This is a genomic window from Neisseria sp. 27098_8_139, from assembly GCF_041433195.1.
GTDB lineage: Bacteria > Pseudomonadota > Gammaproteobacteria > Burkholderiales > Neisseriaceae > Neisseria > Neisseria subflava.
In genome coordinates, this window is sequence record NZ_JAPWBA010000001.1 from 358,907 (window position 1) to 379,464 (window position 20,558).

A 20,558-nucleotide genomic window follows, 5' to 3' on the forward strand; every position below is an offset into this window, starting at 1 on the left:
GCCGTCTGAAACCATGAATTCCCCTTCAAAAAACATTTGGCAAAACGGCCGCTGGCTGAATGCACGCCAAACTCATTCGCCCAATTTCAGCCCACGCGAACCGGATGAAGACATCTCATTGGTTGTCCTCCACAATATTTCCCTTCCTCCTTTTGAGTACAACACGGGGGCAGTGGAAAATTTGTTTACCAACCAAATCAACCCTGACGAGCACCCTTTTTTCAGTATCATCCACACCTTGCGCGTCTCCAGCCATTTTTTCATCAGCCGTAAAGGCGAAACCGTCCAATTCGTTTCCTGCGACGACATGGCCTATCATGCCGGCGTATCGTCGTTTCAAGGCAGAGAAAAATGCAATGCCTTCTCCATCGGTATCGAATTGGAAGGCTGCGATTTCGAGCCTTTTACCGAAGCACAATACACCAGCCTGCAAGCCTTGCTGACCGCCATCTCCGAACATTACCCGATTCAGGTCGTTACCGGTCATCAGGACATCGCGCCGGACAGGAAAACCGATCCTGGACATTTCTTCGATTGGCCTCGCCTTCAAAAAGCAGGTTTTCCCGTCCGGCGCGGATAACTTTCAGACGGCCTGAAATGATTGGTAGACATAATGCTGTCACAACCGTTTATTTTCGTTATAATTCAGCTATTCATTCGGACGCATAAAGTCCGGCTCCAACGAACTTCCCACGCAGCAAGATTCCGCACCCTGAAAAAGACGGAATGCTGCCTTTTTAAAAAGTGATTACTCCATGATTTTCATCGTCTTAGCCCTCGCCGCCCTTTTGGCGGTCATCGGTTACAACATGTACCAGGAAAACCAATACCGCAAACAAGTGCGCGAACAATTCGGCCATTCCGATAAAGATGCGCTTTTGACCAGCAAAACCAAGCACGTCCGCGACAGTAAAGAAACCGGCGGCCAGGGTTTGTTTATCAAGAAAAACAAAAAAACCGAAGAGGCATTGCGCAACCTGCAAGAGCAAGATGAAATCTACGCGGCAAAAGCCAAACTGGCCCACCCTACACAGATTAAAACGGATGTCGAGTTGACTGTGGAAGACGACTTTTCCGCAGAAGAAAAAGTCCAACACACTGTTATCGGCTTAAACAACGAAATTACCGTCAGCCCTGCCGAAGCCGCTTCTGCTCCGGTTGAAACCGCTGCCGAGCCTGTGGCACAAGTACCATTGATCAGCTTGGACGAATTATCGCAAGTCGAGTTGCCTTGGTTTGATCCGCGCTTCGACTACATGGCCTACATCTCCCTGAAACAAGCCCAAGAATTGCACGCCCTGCCGCGCCTTTCCGGCACTCACCGCTTCCAAATCATCGGTTGCACCATGGACGACCATTTCCGCGTTGCCGAGCCGATTCCGGGCGTTTACTACCAAGGCTTCGTCATGGGCCTGCAGGCTGTCAGCCGCAATGGTTTGGCCGCGCGTGAAGAGCTGCAACACTTCGACCAACAGGTTGATGCTTTTGCCCAGCTGATGGACGGCAAAGTTTTGCATACCGATTTAGACGCGTTCACTGAAGTCGCGCAAGCCCTCGACCAATTCTGTGCGCGTGTTGACCAAACCATCGCCATTCACTTGGTTTCCCATTCCAATATCAGCGGCGTAGAGTTGCGTGCCGCCGTGGAAGATACAGGCTTCAAACTGGGCGAAGACGGCGCGTTCCACTTCGGCGACAACAACAACCCTAAATTGTTCTCCATCCATACTTTGGACAACAAACCATTTACCAATCCTCTGTTGGACAACCAAGCCTACCGCGGTTTCAGCATGCTTCTGGATATTCCGCATGTTCCTGCCGGCGAAAAAACTTTCGACAAATTTATGGACTTGGCAGTCAAACTCTCCGGCCAACTCAGCTTGGATTTGGTTAACGACCAAATGGAAGAAGTTTCCACCCAATGGCTCAAAGACGTACGCAACTACGTTTTGGCCCGTCAGGAAGAAATGCTTAAAGTCGGCATCAAACCCGGCAGCAAACAAGCCCTGCGCCTGTTCTCTTAAACTTCCCCAATCAAAAAGCGGATATGCAATGACGGCATATCCGCTTTTTCAGGTAAAATCCCTTCATCTTCAATATTCATCGATTTTCAGACGGCCTCTCTATCATCAGGCCGTCTGAAAACTCTATTTCGATTGCACATGAATCCGACCGCACAACGTATCAAATACCTGACCGACCTCCTCAACCGCTACGCCTACGAATATTACACCCTAGACACACCCAGCGTACCCGATGCCGAATACGACAAATTGTTCCGCGAGCTCGAAGCATTGGAACTCAATTATCCTGAGTTGAAACTGCCCGACAGCCCAACCCAGCGCGTCGGCGGCGAGCCTTTGGCAGGCTTTGATGAAGTGCGTCATGAAGTGCCTATGTTGTCACTGACCAACGCCTTTTCGCCACAAGACGAAAACGGAGTGTTCGACCATACCGAAATGTACGCTTTCGATGAGCGCGTTCGTGGCGGATTAAACGGCGAAAAACCGGAATACGTTATCGAGCCTAAATTTGACGGTCTGGCCATCAGCCTGCTGTACCGCGACGGCGTATTGACTCAAGCAGCAACCCGTGGCGACGGCACCACAGGCGAAGACGTTACCCAAAACGTCAAAACCGTATCCAACATCCCCTTACGCCTGCATGGAGAAAACATTCCCGAGTTTATCGAAATACGCGGCGAAGTACTGATGCTCAAAGCCGATTTTGCCGCCTTAAACGCACGACAGGCTGAAAACGGACAAAAACCTTTCGCCAATCCGCGCAATGCCGCCGCCGGCAGTCTGCGCCAACTCGATTCGCGCATTACGGCACAGCGCAAACTGCATTTCTTCCCCTATTCCATTGCCCGACAACAAGGCGGTTTTATCGCAGAAGAACACCTACAAGAGCTGAGCTACTGTAAAGAGCTTGGCTTCAGCCTGCCCGATGGTAATTTCGACTGTTTCCCAAATATCGACGAAGTATTGGCATTTTACGAGCAAATGCAGCAAAAACGCCCTACCCTGCCCTACGAAATCGACGGCATGGTGGTCAAAGTCAACAGTCTGGCACAACAAGAAAAACTGGGTTTCATCTCACGCGCGCCACGTTGGGCCATTGCCCACAAATTTCCTGCCGAAGAAGCATTGACCATTGTCGAAGCCATTGATGTACAAATCGGGCGCACCGGCGCAGTAACCCCCGTCGCCCGTTTGCAACCTGTATTCGTCGGCGGCGTTACCGTTACTAACGCCACCCTGCATAATCAGGATGAGGTATCGCGAAAAGACGTACGCGTTGGCGATACCGTTGTCGTGCGCCGCGCCGGAGACGTGATTCCCGAGGTGGTGCGCGTAATTTTTGAACGCCGCCCAATGCAGGAGACCAACATTTCCGTTTCAGACGGCCTGCAAGATGATTTATTCGCCGAAACACCTTCTGAAACCCGATCCGAACCGCTTCACAAACCTTACCGCCTGCCCACCCATTGTCCTATCTGCCGCAGCGAAATCGAACGCGAAGAAGGCGAAGCGGTTGCCCGATGCAGCGGCGGTATGCTTTGCCAAGCACAACGTGCGCAAGGTTTAATCCACTTTGCCTCACGCAAAGCCATGGATATCGACGGACTTGGTCAAAAACAAATCGAGCAGCTGGTCGCACAAGATTTGGTTCGTCATTTCGCCGACCTCTACCGCCTTGATATTCCAACCCTGCAAAAAATGAAGGAAACAGCGGATAAAGCATCGGCTAATGAGGAAGAACCATCAAACAGTGAGATTGAAGACTTTGAAAGTGAGACCGGCAATACTCTGCTTGCCAAAAACATTAAAAAACAGCCGACCAAATGGGCGGAAAATATCCTCGCAGGCATAGAAGCCAGCAAAACACCCGAACTCGCCCGCTTCCTTTTTGCCCTCGGCATCCGTCACGTCGGCGAACGCACGGCCAAAACGTTGGCGCAGGCATTCGGCACACTCGAACATGTCCGCCATGCACCTGAACCCATCCTCGCCTGCCTGCCTGATATCGGCACGGTGGTTGCCCGCTCCATCGCTCACTTTTTTGCCCAAGAAGCACAACAGGCGATGATAGACGAGCTACTGTCTGTAGGTGTTGCCCCGCAAAGCCAAGCTGTCACTATCCCTCCTCTGCGCCATGCCGAGCCGCAACGCTGGATTGCCCGCCTGCCCGATTTTAAAATCAGCGAAACCAAAGCACTGGCCTTGTGGGAGCTTGCCGGACAAAGCATAGAAGGCTTGCAAACTGACAAAGCGTTGCCTACCGATTGGCAGACATGGCGCAGTAAACCGCAAAACGCAGCCCTGCTTGAAAATATGAAAACTTTCTTTACTCAAACGCGGTCTAATCTTCAAGATGAAACTATTTCAGACGGCATTAATGAAGCCGTAGCAGGTAAAACCTTTGTATTGACAGGGACTTTACCCACACTCAAACGCGACCAAGCACAAGCCATGATTGAGGCTGCAGGCGGTAAAGTTTCCGGCAGCGTATCTAAAAAAACTGACTACGTTGTCGCCGGAGAAGCTACAGGCAGTAAATTGGAAAAAGCCCAAGCTTTGGGCGTGGCCGTATTGAGCGAAGAAGAATTACTGACGTTGCTGGGATAAGACAGTATATACAGTCTTTTTCGAGCCGCCTGATACTTTATCATGTGGTATTATCGTTACACACAATTACACTTTCGGGGGCTAATCCCTCAGACAAAATAGGATACCAATATGAAACCCATTAAAAAATGCGTCTTCCCCGTTGCCGGTATGGGCACCCGTTTCTTGCCTGCAACCAAAGCCAGCCCCAAAGAAATGCTGCCTATTGTGGACAAACCTCTAATTCAATATGCAGTTGAAGAAGCGGTTGAAGCCGGCTGTACCGAAATGGTGTTTATCACCGGCCGTAACAAACGCAGCATCGAAGATCACTTCGACAAAGCATACGAGTTGGAAACCGAATTGGAATTACGTCAAAAAGACAAACTGTTGGCGCACGTTCGTGACATCCTACCTCCCAACATTACCTGTATGTACATCCGTCAAACTGAAGCATTGGGTTTGGGTCATGCCGTATTGTGCGCGCAGGCTGCCGTTGGTAATGAGCCTTTCGCCGTTATTTTGGCAGACGATTTGATTGACACTCCTAAAGGCGCGTTGAAACAGATGGTTGATGTGTACAACCAAAGCGGTAACAGCATTTTAGGTGTTGAAACCGTTGATCCTTCTCAAACAAGCTCTTACGGTATCGTTGAAGTTGAAAAACTGAAAAGCTATCAGCGTATTATCAACATCGTTGAAAAACCCAAACCGGAAGAAGCACCTTCCAACCTTGCTGTTGTCGGCCGCTATATCCTAACTCCACGTATTTTTGACTTGTTGACCAACCTGCCCCGCGGCGCCGGTAACGAAATCCAACTGACAGACGGTATCGCCCGCCTGCTCGACCATGAGTTTGTGTTGGCTCATGCATTTGATGGCAAACGCTACGACTGCGGCAGCAAATTGGGTTACCTTGAAGCAACCGTGGCTTACGGTTTGAAACACCCTGAAACCGGCGAACAATTCAAAGAATTGCTCAAACAATACGCTTAAGCCCAGCCATTATAAAAAGGCCGTCTGAAATTTCAGACGGCCTTTTTCTCACACTTATTTCTTCCAATATGCCGGAGTAAACAAAATTAAAACGGTAAAAATCTCCAAACGTCCCAACAACATCACAGCCGTACACAGCCACTTCTGTACATCGCTCAGCGCGGCATAATTATGCGACGGACCAACTGCCCCCAAACCCGGCCCTGCATTGGTAATACAGGCAATGACTGCCGTAAAGGCGGATAAAAAGTCCAAGCCTGCCGCCATTAGTAAAAAGCTGAATACGATGACCGTCATAAAGTAAATAAAGATGAACGACATGACGGTCAGCGCCATACGATCCGGAATGGAGCGGTTGTTGACCTTTACCGTACGAACCGCACGCGGATGTAGCAAAATCAACATTTCACGCAAGCTGAATTTGAACAACACCAACGCACGCACGTTTTTAATACCGCCCCCCATAGAGCCTGAACTTGCCAATACGTTCGACAGAAAAAACATCCACAACGACACAATCAGCGGCCATTGAGCAAAGTCTGCATTGGAGAAACCGCTGGCCAATCCGATGGACACAAAGTTGAAGCTGACGAAGCGCAAAGCTTCGCCAAGGCTTTGATAAACGTCCTGCTGCCATAAATACAATGCCGAAATCAAAATACTGCCCGACAAAACCAACAACATGGAACGGCATTCTTCATCTTTCCAATACACCTGCAAAGAGCGGTTGCCCAGCGCAGTAAAGTGGCTGGCGAAATTGATACCGCCCCAGACAGTAAAAAACATCAATGTCCATTCGACTGCCACAGAATCAAAATAGGCAACGCTGTCATCATGTGTCGAAAAACCGCCCAAGGCCACTGCCGACATCGCATGGCACAAGGCATCAAACCAGCCCATGCCAGCAATATGCAAGGATACAAAGGCGGCAGCAGTTGTCAGCGCATAAGCAAACCACAGCCGTTTGGCCACTTGCGAAATACGGGGAGCCATCTTGCTTTCCTTATCCATACCCGGAATTTCCGCTTTGAAAAGCTGCGTCCCCCCCACGCCCAACATCGGCAAAATCGCCACAGCCAGCACGATAATACCCATACCGCCGAGCCAGTTGAGCATGTGCCGCCAAAAATTCACCGACGGATCCAGCGTATCCAAGCCGGAAATCACTGTTGCCCCTGTTGTCGTCAGCCCCGACATCGCTTCAAAAAACGCATCGGTGAAACTCATGGACGGCATATAGAAATAAATCGGCATCGCCGCCACGATGGCAAAGGCCAGCCACAGCATCAATACCAGGGTAAATCCGTCACGCGGCCGCAATTCACGGTTGAAACGCAAAGTCAGCACCCAAGTAACGCACGACACCAACAATACCGTCAAAGCCGTATAGGCAAACACGATAAACGCGCTGTCGTGATAAAAATACGACATCAGTGTCGGCACTGCCAACAGCAGTGAAAACAACAGCCCCAGCTTGGACAATACATGGATAATCGGCATAACCTTGCTTACCGCACCACCCAATCTGAAACCCTTATACAAATACATCATATCCCTATCATTAGAAAACAAAATATTCAGACGGCCTCATGAAAAAAAAAGGCCGTCTGAAACAGCATATTTTATCAAAATGCCGCACCCCCGTGATAAAGAAAAACCAAAAAACACTTGTCTGCTCTTTTTCTAAGAGTATAATGTTATACCATAACACTCACTGGAGAAAGAAATGAAACCCGATATCCACCCAGACAACTATCGTACAGTCCTGTTTTACGACAGCGGTGCAGACCAAGGATGGCTCATCCGTTCATGTGCCAATACCCACGGAAAAACCATGGTTTGGAAAGACGGAGTAGAGTATCCCCTCTTCTCTCTTGATACCTCTTCCGCGTCCCACCCCGTATATACGGGCAAACAACGCAATGTCAATGTCGAAGGCCGCGCCAGCAAGTTCAACCAACGTTACCAATCCATGATGTCTTCTTTCAGAAAGGATAAATGATGCAAGTCCTCTCATCCCTGAAAACTGCAAAAAAACGACACCGCGACTGTCAAATTGTCCGCCGAAAAGGCAAAGTGTACGTCATTTGCAAGAGCAATCCCCGTTTTAAAGCACGCCAGCGTTAAGCTGTCCTATCCTTCTTTCAATGTAACTCTCTGAATTTTCCGCACTTTCGTCTACCTCTAGCGCAAGTGCGGCTTTTTTTCAAACGGCATTAATCATTCATATCAAAACTACAAAGAATCCTGCCATACTCCCGGAAACAGGAAGAAAAAGTAAATAATGGTTATCCCTATTGTGAAGCCATAAAGATATTTATAACATGCCGCTACATTCTTCCTTCAACACTGACCATAGGAGTCAAAAATGAAAGTAAAAGCCCTGCTTGCAATTGCCACCGCCATGAGCCTCGCTGCCTGTGCCGCACCTGAAGCCCATCGCCATGACCATGGTCAACATCATGAGCACAATCATGCACACGAACATGGCCACCAACATCATGACATGCACAACCATGACCGTGTTCAATCATTCAGCTGCGAAAACGGCCTGTCTGTACAAGTCCGCAACCTGAGCACCAACCAAGTTGAACTGCGTCTGGACGACAAAGTTGCCACCCTGTCTTCTGCCGTTGCAGGTTCAGGCGAACGCTATGTTGCCAACCAAGGCCTGTTCGGCAAAGGCGCTGAATGGCATCAAAAAGGCAGCGAAGCATTCTTCGGCTTCACTGACCCATACGGCAACAAAGTAGAAACTTCTTGCTCTGCCCGCTAATTTCTACTTAGTAATAGAATAGCTGAAGGCCGTCTGAAACAAGTTTTCAGACGGCCTTTAATTTTATGGCTGGTCGGGCTTGGATCCTTGTTGGTTGATTTTTATCAGTTCCCGTACCCAATTGACTGTTGCGGTACTTTCCCAAGAGGTGAACTTTGCCGTGGGAGAGTTGTTCGTGCATACACCTTCAAACAATAATCCGTTTAAAGCCAGCTTGGCGGTAACTTCTGGTTTGAAATGGGCATATTTTCTAGATTTCTTTGCATAGACAATATAATTTTCCCCTTCATCCAAAATATCGAATGTTACGATAGGCATGGCATTTTTCTTAAGTTCTCTTTTCCGATGTTCGATGTATTTGAGGCTTTCCGATAACCGCTGTTCGTTTGAAAGTTTTGTCAAAGAAGGATTGAGTAGCTCCATACTCACTAAAAAACATGTTTTTTCAACCAAGCCCTGGTGACATTCTTTTGTAGAGTAGCGTCCGCTTCCCCTTGTATAGCATGATGGTTCGGGATAAATATAATATGCCCTCGTAACCTTCGCTACTTGCTGAATCTTGTCGAAAAATGTTTTTGCTTCTTGAAATTCTTTTTTTTCAAAATCAATCGGTACGCCGTTTTGAGGGGTAATCACGTTAATCGGAATATTGTGCACTCGGATTGTTTCCTGTAACTGTTCAACCGGTTGCTGTTGCTGATTATTGCAGGCAGACAATAAGCTTATAGTGAAAAGCAGTATCCTTTTTTTCATCTCCATTTTTGTCAAACAAAGGCCGTCTGAAAACCTATTTTCAAAGTTTTCAGACGGCCTTTATCTTAGACCAAACAATTAAGCGTAATGTCTGTCTTCGCCTTTACCGTCAACGTTATCAGCACAACGTTTACAGATGGTTTCATGGCCTGCAACTGCGCCCACATCGTGGGTATAGTGCCAGCAGCGTTCGCATTTTTCACCATCGCTGGCTTTAGCGGTTACAGCAAGTTCATCACCTACTTTCACTTCAGCTTTAGACACCAGCAAAGCAAAACGCAATTCTTCGCCCAAAGTGTTCAGATAGTCGGCAATTTCTTCCGGAGCCGTAATTTCGGCTTCGGCTTGCAATGACGAACCGACGGTTTTATCGGCGCGCAAAGGTTCGATGGCGGCGGTTACGGCTTCGCGGGCTTCGCGGACTGCCGTCCATTTTTTCACCAGTTCGGCTTCGGCTTTTTCGTTGATGGGCGGGAACTCGTGCCAAGTGTGGAAGAGGACGCTGTCTTCTTCGCCGCCGCCGATGATGTCCCACGCTTCTTCGCCGGTGAAGCACAAAATCGGTGCAATCAAGAGAACCAGGCTGCGCGTGATGTGATACAGGGCGGTTTGCGCGCTGCGGCGGGCGTGGCTGTCGGCTTTGGTGGTGTAGAGGCGGTCTTTCAGGATGTCGAGGTAGAACGCGCCCAAGTCTTCCGAGCAGAAGGAGACGATGTCTTTCACGGCGAAGTGGAAGGCATAGCGCGGATAGAAGTCGCCTGCCAGACGCTCTTGCAGCTGACGCGCCAATACTAAAGCGTAGCGGTCGATTTCGACCATGTCTGCCTGCGGTACGGTGTGTTCGAACGGGTCGAAATCGCTGAGGTTGGCAAACAGGAAGCTCAAGGTGTTGCGGATGCGGCGGTAGCTTTCGGTGACGCGTTTGAGGATTTCTTTGGAAATTGCCAATTCGCCGCTGTAATCGGTGGATGCCGCCCACAGGCGCAGGATGTCCGCGCCGAATTCGTTATAGACTTCTTGCGGTGCGACGACGTTGCCGATGGATTTCGACATTTTGCGGCCGTTTTGGTCAACCACGAAACCGTGGGTCAGAAGCTGTTTGTACGGGGCGCGACCCATGGATGAGGCGCAGCCGGTCAGCATGGAGGATTGGAACCAGCCGCGGTGTTGGTCGCTGCCTTCGAGGTAAAGGTCGGCGGGCCATTCCAATTCTTCGCGTTGTTTCAAGACGGAATAATGGGTTGAACCTGAATCGAACCACACGTCCATCGTATCGGAAAGTTTGTCGTAATTTTCGCAATCTTCCGCGCTCAAGAGTTCGCTCTTATCAAGAGAGAACCACGCTTCGATGCCTTTTTCTTCAATTTTTTGGGCAACTTTTTCCAAAAGCTCAGCGGAGTTTGGATGCAGCTCACCGGTTTCTTTGTGAACAAAGAAAGTCATCGGCGTGCCCCAGTAGCGTTGGCGCGAAACCACCCAGTCAGGACGACCTTCAATCATGGCTTCCAAACGCGCACGCCCCCATGATGGGAAAAATTCGGTGTCATCAACGGCTTTGAGGGCTTTGTCGCGCAGGGTTTTACCGTCTTTTCCGGCTTTGTCCATACCGACAAACCATTGGCCAGTCGCACGGTAAATCAACGGCGTTTTGTGGCGCCAACAGTGGGCGTAGCTGTGTTCGATTTTGCTGCTTGCCAAGAGGTTGCCGGTTTCTTCCAGCCATTGCAGGATAACAGGGTTGGCTTCCCAAACGCTCATGCCGGCAACGCGCGGGGTTTCGCTGATGTATTTGCCTTCGGCATTTACAGGGTTGTAAAGCTCGATGCCGTATTTATTGCAGACGGCGTAGTCTTCCAGACCATGCGCAGGCGCAGTATGCACCAAGCCGGTACCAGCATCGGTGGTAACATGATCGCCGTTGAGCATGGGAATATCGCGTTCGAGGAACGGATGATTCATGTGCAGGTTTTCCAGCTTGTCGCCGGTGGTTTCGGCAAGAATAGCAATGCCGTCTGAAAAACCGTAACGTTTGAGCGCGTCTTCTGCCAAATCTTTGGCCAACACCAATTTGCCTTTGGGCGTATCGATTAATTGATACACCACGTCTGCGCCAGCTGAAACAGCTTGGCTCGCAGGCAAAGTCCAAGGCGTGGTTGTCCAAATAACGGCAAACGCTTTGCCTTCGATACTTGCCAAACCAAATGCGGCGGCAAGCGCGACGGTGTCTTTAAACGGATAGGCAACGTCAATCGCAGGCGATACTTTGTCTTTGTATTCCACTTCCGCTTCCGCCAGCGAAGAGCCGCAATCCAAGCAGAATTGAACCGGTTTTGCACCACGGTAGAGATAGCCGGATTTGTAGATTTCACAGAGCATACGCACGGTATCGGCTTCGGTTTTGAAATCCATGGTCAGGTAAGGATTGTCCCAGTCGCCCAACACGCCCAAGCGGATAAAGTCTTTTTTCTGACGGGCAATCTGTTCGGCGGCGTATTCGCGGCACAATTCACGGAAACGGGCTTTAGGCATATCTTTGCCGTGCAGTTTTTCTACCATCACTTCGATAGGCAAACCGTGGCAGTCCCAACCCGGTACATAAGGCGCGTCAAAACCGGCTTGGGTTTTGCTGCGGATAATGATGTCTTTGAGAATTTTATTGACGGCATGACCGATGTGGATGTCGCCGTTGGCATACGGAGGACCGTCGTGCAGAATAAATTTCGGACGGCCTTTGGCGATTTCGCGCAGTTTTTGGTAGCGTTTTTGCTCGTACCAGCTTTTCAGCCATGCAGGCTCGCGCTTGGCAAGATTGCCGCGCATTGGAAACGGGCTCTCGAGCAGGTTTACGGTTTTACTGTAATCGGTCATTTTTTGATCTCTATTGTTGCGGTATTTCGGTTTCAGACGGCCTGATTGCTCATTTTAAAAAGAACAGGCCGTCTGAAAAAATTCAAAGGACTTATTGTAGCCCAATTGTCTTGATTTTATAAGCTTCTAGAAGCGTTTCTATGGCTTCCAAACCTTTGCATCTTCCATATCTTGCAAAATTTGGGTTTTCAATGCTTCGATACTCTCAAATTTTTTCTCATCACGCAGTTTGTGCAGGAAGCGGACGAAGATGCGTTGACCGTACAAATCGCCGTTGAAATCGAACAGATGGACTTCTAGCTTTTGCGAACGGTTGTTGCTGACAGTGGGGTTAAAACCAAAGCTGGCAACGCCTCGGCGCGTGCCGAATGTGCCGTCTGCCTCAACGACAAATACGCCGCTTAGTGCATAATGATACGGAGGAAGCTGGACATTGGCGGTAGGCGCGTTGATGGTGCGGCCGAGTTTTTGTCCGTGTTTGACCTTTCCGCTCAACACATAATCATGGCCCAACAGTTTTTTGGCATATTCCAACCTGCCGTCTGAAAGGGCTTGGCGGACGGCGGTACTACTGGTGCGGATGTCTTCAACAATAACGGACGGCGTGCGCTCGGTTTGCATATCGGGCTGTTGTGCCAAGAGTTCAAAACAACCTTCACGGCCGGCACCGAAACGGAAATCGTCGCCAATCAGCAGATAACGCGTGTTGAGTGTTTGGCGCAAAAGCTGGTCGATAAACGCTTGTGCGCTCATATCGGAGAAAGCTTGGTTAAAACGCAAGACCCAAACGGCATCCACACAGCCGGTTTCACGCAAAAGACGCAATTTGGTACGTAGCGGACTGATGCGGTAAGGCAGCTTTTTCCCGGCTTTGCGCGCAAAAAATTCTTTGGGCTGAGGCTCAAAAACAACAACGACAACAGGCAGACCGCGCTGGTCTGCCTCTCGTTTGAGTTTTTGTAGAATGTGTTTGTGCCCAAGGTGTACGCCGTCGAAGTTGCCGATGGTTACGGCGGCTCCTTGCGGAAATTTGGGCGCGTGTCGCTGTCCAAGCCAGATGTTCATGGGTGGTAGGTATTGTGTTTGAATAGGCGGCTATTGTAAACGTTATTGCCGTTTCAATAAACCTTAGGCCGTCTGAAACCAATGAATATATGCTTTCAGACGGCCTTAAGGTTTGTTAATACCTTACCACCACCAAGGATAACGGCCAAACGGATAGCCCCAATCATCGTAATAACGATAGTAGCGGGCTTCGCGCAGCTGTTCTTGGGAAATATAGTTTTGCCATGCCATTTTGTAGCAGGCTTGGAACATCGGATCGGAAACTTTGTCGATATATTTAAGGCGGAAGGCTTTTTGTTCCGCAGTTGCGGCACCGGGTTTGCCTTCTTCGTCAAATTTGCGGCGGATCAGCGCGGCAGTTTCCTGATCACATTGAGCTGCAAGATTGACTTGAAGGTCCTGCTCATAGCGTTTCTGCGCTTGGGCGCGTGCGGCTTTTTGCTCAGGCGTGGTGGCGCAGGCGGCAAGTAATGCGGCAGCACCAATCAATAAGGTCAGGCGGATAGGATTCATCGGATGTTTCCTTATACTCATGTATGGCTATTAATGTACGCCTTCATCTTACAATGGGCAAGTGTGGCAACTTGGGGACACTTTATATTATTTGTTCTTGGCAGCAGGCAGTTGCATATAAAATACACCCAGTATAAATGCTCGCCCCTATCCTCAAATCAATGAACGACGACAAACGGCCCCACTCTTACCGACCGCGCCACCATAGGCAACACACGCCGCCGTTTTGGCAGGCAGACCGTCCGTACCTGCACGAACACAATATTTCCGATGCCCGTTTCAGACGGCTGGGCTACATCATGGCCTTTCTTGCCGGTGCGATTAATGCCGGCGGTTACTTCGCATTCTCACGTTATACCTCCCACGTTACCGGCTCAATGTCGCTGTTGGCAGATGTTTTGTATCTTCAAGAGTGGAGTGTGGCCATTATTGCCACAATCAGCGTGTTGTGTTTTGTTGCAGGAGCCGCGCATTCGGGCTGGGTGATTTTGTGGACGCAGCAAATGCGTTTCCGTGGCAGCTTTGGTTTTTCCATGTGGCTGGAAGCGGTTTATCTGTTGATCTTCGGCTTGTTCGGCATTACCGCGATGGAATGGGATTTTGGCGGCCCGGATTTCATCATGCCGTCTTTGGCATTGTTTTTATTGTGCTTTATCATGGGCATGCACAATACCGTCATTACACTTTTGTCCGGCTCCGCCATCCGCTCCACCCACATGACCGGCACGGCAACCGATTTGGGCATTGAAATTTCACGTGCACTTTATTATTCCAAGCAACATCATCCGCGCCTGCCGCACGTCCGCGTCAACAAACCGAAAATGTGGCTTTTAAGCGGCTTGATGCTGTCGTTTTTACTGGGCGGCATCGTTGGCGTATGGGGTTATCATTTGGTCGGCCATCATTTCGCCCTGCCCGTCTCCGCCGTTTTGTTCATACTGGGCGCAGGCTCGGTGGGATACGATGTCAAAGTTAGATTGAAATGGGCATTTGTCAGCTGGTATCGCCGTAAAAAGAAAAAACGGAAGAAATCGTAAAGAAACTTACTTTTCATCTGACTGCAAAACAACCAAATAGTCAGAAAAATGCAGAAATGTTTCAGTATTATGTTAACTGACAAATATTTGCGTAATATCGGGTTAAACCCATTCTTTTGCGTTTCGGATATTCGGTATCATTAATTCGTAATGACCCACGCGGTTTTTATTCATTTTTTTCAGACGGCCCGAGCCGTCATCTAAAAAGAGGATACGACATGAAATTCTTGAAACCCCTGACCGTTATTGCTACTGCCATTCCTTTGGCACTCACCGGCTGTGTGACCGATCCTGCTACCGGTCAACAATCCGCCAGCAAAACCGCTATGTACGGCTTGGGCGGTGCGGCTGTTTGCGGCATCGTTGGTGCGCTGACCCACGGCGGTAAAGGCGCGCGCAACTCCGCATTGGCTTGTGGTGCAGTAGGTGCCGGCATCGGCGGTTACATGGACTACCAAGAGAAAAAACTGCGTCAAAGCCTGGCCAACACCAACATCGAAGTTGAACGTCAAGGCAACCAAATCAAACTGGTTATGCCTGAAAACGTAACCTTCGCTACCGGCAGCGCTGCCCTGAGCGGCCATGCTCAAAGCGCCTTATCTGCCGCCGCGCAAACTTTGGTTCAATATCCTGACACGACTTTGACCATCAACGGCCACACCGACAACACCGGTAACGATGCCATCAACGAGCCATTGTCTCGCAACCGCGCCGAATCCGTTGCCACCTTCCTGCAATCTCGCGGCGTAAGCAGCACCCGTTTGAGCACTTTCGGTTACGGCTCCCGTCAACCCATCGCCTCCAACGCTACTGTTGAAGGCCGCGCACAAAACCGCCGCGTTGAAATCTTGATCAACCCCGACCAACGCGCCATTGATGCTGCTAAAAAACAAATGTAATCCGGCATCTGTCTGATTCCCATACTCAAGGCCGTCTGAAATTTCAGACGGCCTTTTTCTTTGTAGATTTTGTTTGCAATTTCTTCTCCGCAACCCAATCTGTCATAAAATTTATTCCTTTATTAACAAGACTTTTCAATTTTTCCTTCAAAAAAACTGTATTAATACTCTAATTTTTACACTAACTTAGAGTATAATTCCTAAAATTTTAAAAACACGCCTCATGCCGTCTGAAAAACGACGGCGAAAAACACACTTATTTATATACACATCAGCCCGTTATCCAATCTATTTCATAGGATTTCAGACGGCACTATCCAGAATCTATGAAGGAGCATCCATGCAAAACAACTTTGACCCATTGATTATCCGTGGCAAATCACTGATTCCCGTCGTACAAGGCGGTATGGGTGTAGGCGTTTCCGCATCAAAACTCTCCAGCGCGGTTGCGCGCGAAAACGGCGTAGGTACCATCGCCAGCGTCGATTTGCGCCACTTGCACGAAGATTTGCTGGCCGAATCAAAAATCGATTCCAGCGAAGAAAAATACACCCGCCTCAACTGCATCGCGCTTGACCGTGAAATCAAAAAAGCCAAAGCCGATTCAGAAGGCAAAGGCATGATTGCCGTCAACGTCATGAAAGCCGTCAAAGACCATGCCGCCTACGTCCGTCAGGCGTGCGAATCCGGTGCTGACGCGATTGTGATGGGCGCAGGTTTGCCTTTGGACTTGCCGGAAATGGCAGAGGGCTACCACAAAGATGTCGCCCTTTTCCCTATCCTGTCCGAATCACGCGGTATCAACATCGTTTTGAAACGTTGGATGAAAAAAGGCATCTTGCCCGATGCCATCGTTATCGAACACCCTGCCCACGCAGCCGGCCACTTAGGTGCGGCGACCGTCGACGGCGTGAACGATGCCAAATTCGAGTTCAAACGCGTTATTGAAGAAACGTTTGAAGTATTCAAAAACTTGGGCTTGGAAAGCGAAAAAATCCCGTTGGTACTCGCCGGCGGCATGGCAAACTTTGAAAAAGTCAAAACAGCCTTGAAAAACTGGGGCGCGTCCGCCGTCCAAATCGGTACCGCGTTTGCCGTGACCGAAGAAGGCGATGCCCACATCAACTTCAAAAAAACGCTGACCGGTGCGGAAACCGAACAAGTGGTTGAATTCATGTCTGTTGCCGGTTTGCCTGCTCGCGGCGTGCGCACCAAATTCCTCGACAGCTACATCAAACGCGAAGCCAAATTGCAAGCCAATGCCAAAAACGATCCGCGCCGTTGCACCCAAGGCCTGAACTGCCTGACCAGCTGCGGCTTGCGCGACGGTTTGGCCAAAGCCGGTCAATTCTGTATCGACATCCAACTTTCCGCCGCATTCCGCGGCGAAGTCGATAAAGGCCTGTTTTTCCGCGGCAAAGACCCGCTGCCGTTTGGCAACGCCATCCGTACGGTTCAAGAAACCATTCATTATCTCTTGAACGGTTCCCTGCCCGCCGTCCCTGCCAAATAAACGCATCAATATTCAAAAGGCCGTCTGAAAAACATTTAAACCCTGTTTTGAGACGGCCTTTTTGTCCCAATCCATCTAAAAAATGCTAAGATTATTGCCTGAATTTATCCGGCTGAAACATCATGAACCCATTATTGAACCATCTCAAACCCTATCCTTTCGCCCGCCTGCGTGAAGCCATGCAAGGCATTGATGCACCCGAAGGCGTAACGCCCATTCATCTGCAAATCGGCGAGCCGAAACATCCGACGCCCAAAGTCATCACCGACGCGCTGACCGCCTCCCTGCACGAACTGGAAAAATATCCGCTGACCGTAGGCCTGCCCGAACTGCGCCAAGCCTGCGCCGAATGGGTTGCCCGCCGTTATGATGGTTTGAGCCTTAATCCCGACAATGAAATCCTGCCGGTATTGGGCAGCCGGGAAGCTTTGTTCTCTTTTATCCAAACCGTTTTAAATCCGGCTTCAGACGGCCCCAAACCGGTCATTATCAGCCCTAATCCTTTCTATCAAATTTACGAAGGCGCGACTATTTTGGGCGGCGGCGAAATCCATTTTGCCAACTGTCCTGCGCCCAGCTTCAACCCCGATTGGAGCAGCCTGCCCGAAGACGTATGGCAACGCACCAAAGTCCTGATCGTCTGCTCGCCCAACAACCCGAGCGGCAGCGTCCTGCAATTAGAAGACTGGAAAGAAATTTTTGATTTGCAAGACAAATACGGCTTCGTTATTGCCTCTGACGAATGCTATTCCGAAATCTATTTTGACGGCAACAAACCAATCGGCGGCCTGCAGGCTGCGGCGCAATTAGGACGCGGCACGCGCAACATTATTATGTTCACCAGCCTGTCCAAACGCTCCAATGTCCCCGGTTTGCGTTCCGGCTTTGTCGCAGGCGATGCCGAGTTGCTCAAAAACTTCCTGCTCTACCGCACCTACCACGGCAGCGCGATGAGCATTCCCGTCCAACGCGCCAGCATTGCCGCTTGGAACGATGAAGAACACGTCATTGACAACCGCCGCCTCTACCAAGAAAAATTCGACCGCGTCATCCCTATTTTGCAACAGGCGTTTGATGTCAAACTGCCTGACGCGTCGTTCTACATTTGGCTGAAAGTTCCCGATGGCGACGACTTGGCATTTACGCGCAACCTGTGGCAAAAAGCCGCTATCCAAGTGTTGCCCGGCCGCTTCCTCGCCCGCGATACCGAACAAGGCAATCCGGGCGAAGGCTACGTCCGCATCGCTTTGGTTGCCGATGTGGAAAGCTGCGTCAAAGCGGCTGAAACCATGGTTGCTTTATACCGCTGATAAAGCAAAGGCCGTCTGAAATTTCAGACGGCCTTTTTAAATCAACCAAGTTATATCACGAAATCCAACAGATAAAAATCTTCTTTACCTACGCCGCACTCAGGGCATTTCCAGTCGTCAGGAATATCCTCAAACTTGGTTCCGGCAGGCAGGCCGTGCTCTGGATCGCCGAGGTCTTCGTCGTAAATCCAGCCGCAAGGGCCGCACATATATTGAGCCATTGTGTGTTCCTTCTATTTTAAAAGGCCGTCTGAAACCGTATTTTCAGACGGCCTTTCGTGTGTTTTATTGTTGATATTTTGAATTTATTGCGCTGCTTCCAAAGCGGCGATTTCTTTACGCAGGTGTTTGATGGCCGGTGTTACGATGGCGACGAACATGGCCTCGCGGACGCGGCGTTGCGCCGGACTGCGCATCAGATAACCTTTCGCACCTGCATGCAATGCGGCAGATTGAGTGGCGTTCAATGCCAATACAGCAGCGGCTTCACGCAGTTTCAAGGTTGCCAGCGTGTCAGGTTTGTTGTTCCACGCATCATCGGCAAGGCGTTCGGTTTCCGCCCATGCACCGTCCAACACGGCTTTCAAATCATCGTAGCTGTGATCGAGATAAGCGTTCACTTCCGCATTCACCACGTTGGCCATACGGATAATGCCGAGCGCACCGTCAATCACACCGGCGCCAATACCTATTTGCAGCAAGATGAAACCAGCTTTAATGGTCGGAATATAAGACTGGAACTGCTCAGGCGAGGCAATCACATCTTCATCGGGAATAAACACGTCTTTAAAATTCAGGCTGTAAGTGCGCGTGCCTTCCAAACCGCAGAACTCAGGGCAATCTTGCAGGGTCACGCCTTCCCACTGGCCGCCGGTAATAAACATCACATAGCTGTCGCCGACTTGGGCGGTATTCGCCCAAATATGGTCTTCGCCGATATTGGATACCCAAGGCAAAGCGCCGTTGACTTTGTAGCCGCCCTCGACGCGCTCGGCTTGTAGGTTGTGTTTTTCAATGCCGGCAAGGTGTTTGACGGTATTGGACATGCCCGTACCGGCCAAAACTTTGCCCTGCAGAATATCGGCAAAATATTTGTCTTTAACCGCTTGATTGGGCGATTGGTGCAGATACCACGCGCAAGCCGCCTGACACCATGCGCTGAACGAAGTGGCGCCGCATTCTTTACCGATTTCGCGCAATACGGCGATTTGCGTTGCCAAACCCAAACCGTTGCCGCCTTCTTCAACCGTACCGGTCGCGGCAAAACCGCCGATTTTGCCCAATTCCAGCATAAATTCTTTCGGATACAGGCCTTTGCGGTCGATGTCGTCCACCAATGGTTTCAGCTTGCTTTTAACGAGTGCGGCAACATTGTTCAGTAAAGCTTCGCGTGTCATGATTTTTTCCTCTGAATAAGGTTTGAAGCGTAGATGGTTCTACTCATGAATTATTCTTAGCAACAAGGATATCCTTGCTTTTTACTAAAAGGCCGTCTGAATTTTCAGACGGCCTTTGATGAGATTAGGCAAATGCCTGCAATTCAGGGTTGATTTCAGTTTTGGCAAGGTTGTTGACGTAGTTGCACAAAGTTGCCAAAGCAACGCCCATGACGACTTCAACGGCTTGCTGTTGGTTGTAGCCTGCATCGAAGAAAGCTTTCAGCTCGTCGTCGGATACCGCGCCTTTTTTCGCCATAACGGCTTGGGTGAATGTCGCCAAAGCACCCAGTTTGGCATCGTCAAACTCGCCTGCAGCCAATGCGCGTGCGGCTTTGATGGATTGTTCGGACAGCAGTTTTTTCAAGGTAGCCAGTTTGGTGTGGCCGGCAACGCAGAAACCGCATTCGTTGGTACGGGCGGCAATGATTTGGACAACTTCAACTTCGCCGTCAGTCAGGCTGTTGGCCGCATTCAGCTTGCCAACTTCTTGATAAAACGCCAAAGCTTCAGGCGCATTGGCCAAAACGCCGATCAGGTTAGGAATAAAACCGTTGTTTTTCAGTACGGCTTCAATGCGTGGTTTAGCAGCTTCAGGAGCGGTTTCAACTGTGTGTATGGTCAAGCGGGACATGTGTATAACCTTCTTATCTGGTGAAATGAAGTGCCCATCATAAGCCATCCGCCTTCATCAGAAAAAGACTTATTGGTTATTTGCCGCGAACCAAAAGTTATAAGGCCGTCTGAACGGATTCAGACGGCCTTATCAAATGATTCAACTC

The 20,558-nt window shown here is 49.9% G+C and carries 19 protein-coding genes; 11 read left to right on the forward strand and 8 right to left on the reverse strand.

Annotation, left to right across the window (positions count from 1 at the left end):
* The first annotated feature begins 13 nt into the window (after positions 1-13).
* From ampD to galU, 4 genes are all read left to right on the forward strand, one after another.
* Positions 14-580, forward strand: a complete 567-nt coding sequence (gene ampD / locus O3660_RS01950) for a 1,6-anhydro-N-acetylmuramyl-L-alanine amidase AmpD (RefSeq protein ID WP_070630510.1) — start codon at positions 14-16, stop codon at positions 578-580.
* A 175-nt stretch (positions 581-755) separates the two neighbouring features.
* Positions 756-2,024: a cell division protein ZipA C-terminal FtsZ-binding domain-containing protein gene (locus O3660_RS01955; RefSeq protein WP_371464486.1), complete on the forward strand. Its 1,269-nt coding sequence runs from the start codon at positions 756-758 to the stop codon at positions 2,022-2,024.
* A 138-nt stretch (positions 2,025-2,162) separates the two neighbouring features.
* A complete protein-coding gene (ligA, locus tag O3660_RS01960) occupies positions 2,163-4,631 on the forward strand; it encodes an NAD-dependent DNA ligase LigA (protein ID WP_049351452.1) in 2,469 nt (822 codons plus the stop codon).
* Positions 4,632-4,742: 111 nt separating this feature from the next.
* Complete coding sequence (gene galU / locus O3660_RS01965) at positions 4,743-5,606, forward strand: UTP--glucose-1-phosphate uridylyltransferase GalU (RefSeq protein WP_049351451.1); 864 nt, start codon at positions 4,743-4,745, stop codon at positions 5,604-5,606.
* A 54-nt stretch (positions 5,607-5,660) separates the two neighbouring features.
* On the opposite strand, the gene O3660_RS01970 is transcribed toward galU, so the two are convergent.
* Complete coding sequence (locus O3660_RS01970; RefSeq protein ID WP_049351450.1) at positions 5,661-7,157, reverse strand: TrkH family potassium uptake protein; 1,497 nt, start codon at positions 7,155-7,157, stop codon at positions 5,661-5,663.
* Positions 7,158-7,332: 175 nt separating this feature from the next.
* Here O3660_RS01970 and O3660_RS01975 point away from each other — a divergent pair, with 175 nt between their 5' ends.
* The 3 genes from O3660_RS01975 (at position 7,333) to O3660_RS01985 (ending at position 8,382) form a co-directional block, all read left to right on the forward strand.
* Positions 7,333-7,608 carry a type B 50S ribosomal protein L31 gene (locus O3660_RS01975; protein ID WP_004464264.1) on the forward strand — a complete coding sequence of 92 codons (276 nt, stop codon included), beginning with the start codon at positions 7,333-7,335 and terminating at the stop codon, positions 7,606-7,608.
* Positions 7,608-7,733 carry a type B 50S ribosomal protein L36 gene (gene ykgO / locus O3660_RS01980; protein ID WP_003685279.1) on the forward strand — a complete coding sequence of 42 codons (126 nt, stop codon included), beginning with the start codon at positions 7,608-7,610 and terminating at the stop codon, positions 7,731-7,733. The genes O3660_RS01975 and ykgO overlap by 1 nt, the downstream gene beginning before the upstream one ends.
* 241 nt (positions 7,734-7,974) lie before the next feature.
* A complete protein-coding gene (locus O3660_RS01985) occupies positions 7,975-8,382 on the forward strand; it encodes an MliC family protein (protein WP_049328621.1) in 408 nt (135 codons plus the stop codon).
* 46 nt (positions 8,383-8,428) lie between these two features.
* Here the strand turns inward: O3660_RS01985 and O3660_RS01990 are convergent, their stop codons facing one another.
* From O3660_RS01990 to O3660_RS02005, 4 genes are all read right to left on the reverse strand, one after another.
* Positions 8,429-8,563 (reverse strand): hypothetical protein, encoded by a 135-nt coding sequence (locus O3660_RS01990; RefSeq protein ID WP_350223300.1) that lies wholly within the window; start codon positions 8,561-8,563, stop codon positions 8,429-8,431.
* A 650-nt stretch (positions 8,564-9,213) separates the two neighbouring features.
* Entirely contained in the window at positions 9,214-12,003 is a 2,790-nt protein-coding gene (ileS, locus tag O3660_RS01995; RefSeq protein WP_049351448.1) for an isoleucine--tRNA ligase, read from the reverse strand.
* Between the two features lie 138 nt (positions 12,004-12,141).
* Positions 12,142-13,068, reverse strand: a complete 927-nt coding sequence (gene ribF / locus O3660_RS02000) for a bifunctional riboflavin kinase/FAD synthetase (protein WP_049351447.1) — start codon at positions 13,066-13,068, stop codon at positions 12,142-12,144.
* A gap of 123 nt (positions 13,069-13,191) precedes the next feature.
* A complete protein-coding gene (locus tag O3660_RS02005) occupies positions 13,192-13,581 on the reverse strand; it encodes a hypothetical protein (protein ID WP_049351446.1) in 390 nt (129 codons plus the stop codon).
* A 161-nt stretch (positions 13,582-13,742) separates the two neighbouring features.
* Between O3660_RS02005 and O3660_RS02010 the strand changes: the two genes are divergently transcribed.
* The 4 genes from O3660_RS02010 (at position 13,743) to dapC (ending at position 18,340) form a co-directional block, all read left to right on the forward strand.
* A complete protein-coding gene (locus tag O3660_RS02010; protein ID WP_049351490.1) occupies positions 13,743-14,618 on the forward strand; it encodes a YoaK family protein in 876 nt (291 codons plus the stop codon).
* Positions 14,619-14,836: 218 nt separating this feature from the next.
* Positions 14,837-15,517 carry an OmpA family protein gene (locus tag O3660_RS02015; protein ID WP_049328625.1) on the forward strand — a complete coding sequence of 227 codons (681 nt, stop codon included), beginning with the start codon at positions 14,837-14,839 and terminating at the stop codon, positions 15,515-15,517.
* 340 nt (positions 15,518-15,857) lie between these two features.
* A complete protein-coding gene (locus O3660_RS02020) occupies positions 15,858-17,030 on the forward strand; it encodes a nitronate monooxygenase family protein (RefSeq protein ID WP_049351445.1) in 1,173 nt (390 codons plus the stop codon).
* 122 nt (positions 17,031-17,152) lie between these two features.
* A complete protein-coding gene (gene dapC / locus O3660_RS02025; RefSeq protein WP_049351444.1) occupies positions 17,153-18,340 on the forward strand; it encodes a succinyldiaminopimelate transaminase in 1,188 nt (395 codons plus the stop codon).
* A gap of 50 nt (positions 18,341-18,390) precedes the next feature.
* On the opposite strand, the gene O3660_RS02030 is transcribed toward dapC, so the two are convergent.
* From O3660_RS02030 to O3660_RS02040, 3 genes are all read right to left on the reverse strand, one after another.
* Positions 18,391-18,561, reverse strand: a complete 171-nt coding sequence (locus O3660_RS02030) for a rubredoxin (protein WP_003680460.1) — start codon at positions 18,559-18,561, stop codon at positions 18,391-18,393.
* Positions 18,562-18,645: 84 nt separating this feature from the next.
* Positions 18,646-19,737 (reverse strand): acyl-CoA dehydrogenase family protein, encoded by a 1,092-nt coding sequence (locus tag O3660_RS02035; protein WP_049351443.1) that lies wholly within the window; start codon positions 19,735-19,737, stop codon positions 18,646-18,648.
* Positions 19,738-19,861: 124 nt separating this feature from the next.
* Positions 19,862-20,410: a carboxymuconolactone decarboxylase family protein gene (locus O3660_RS02040; protein WP_003685141.1), complete on the reverse strand. Its 549-nt coding sequence runs from the start codon at positions 20,408-20,410 to the stop codon at positions 19,862-19,864.
* Between the last annotated feature and the right edge of the window lie 148 nt (positions 20,411-20,558).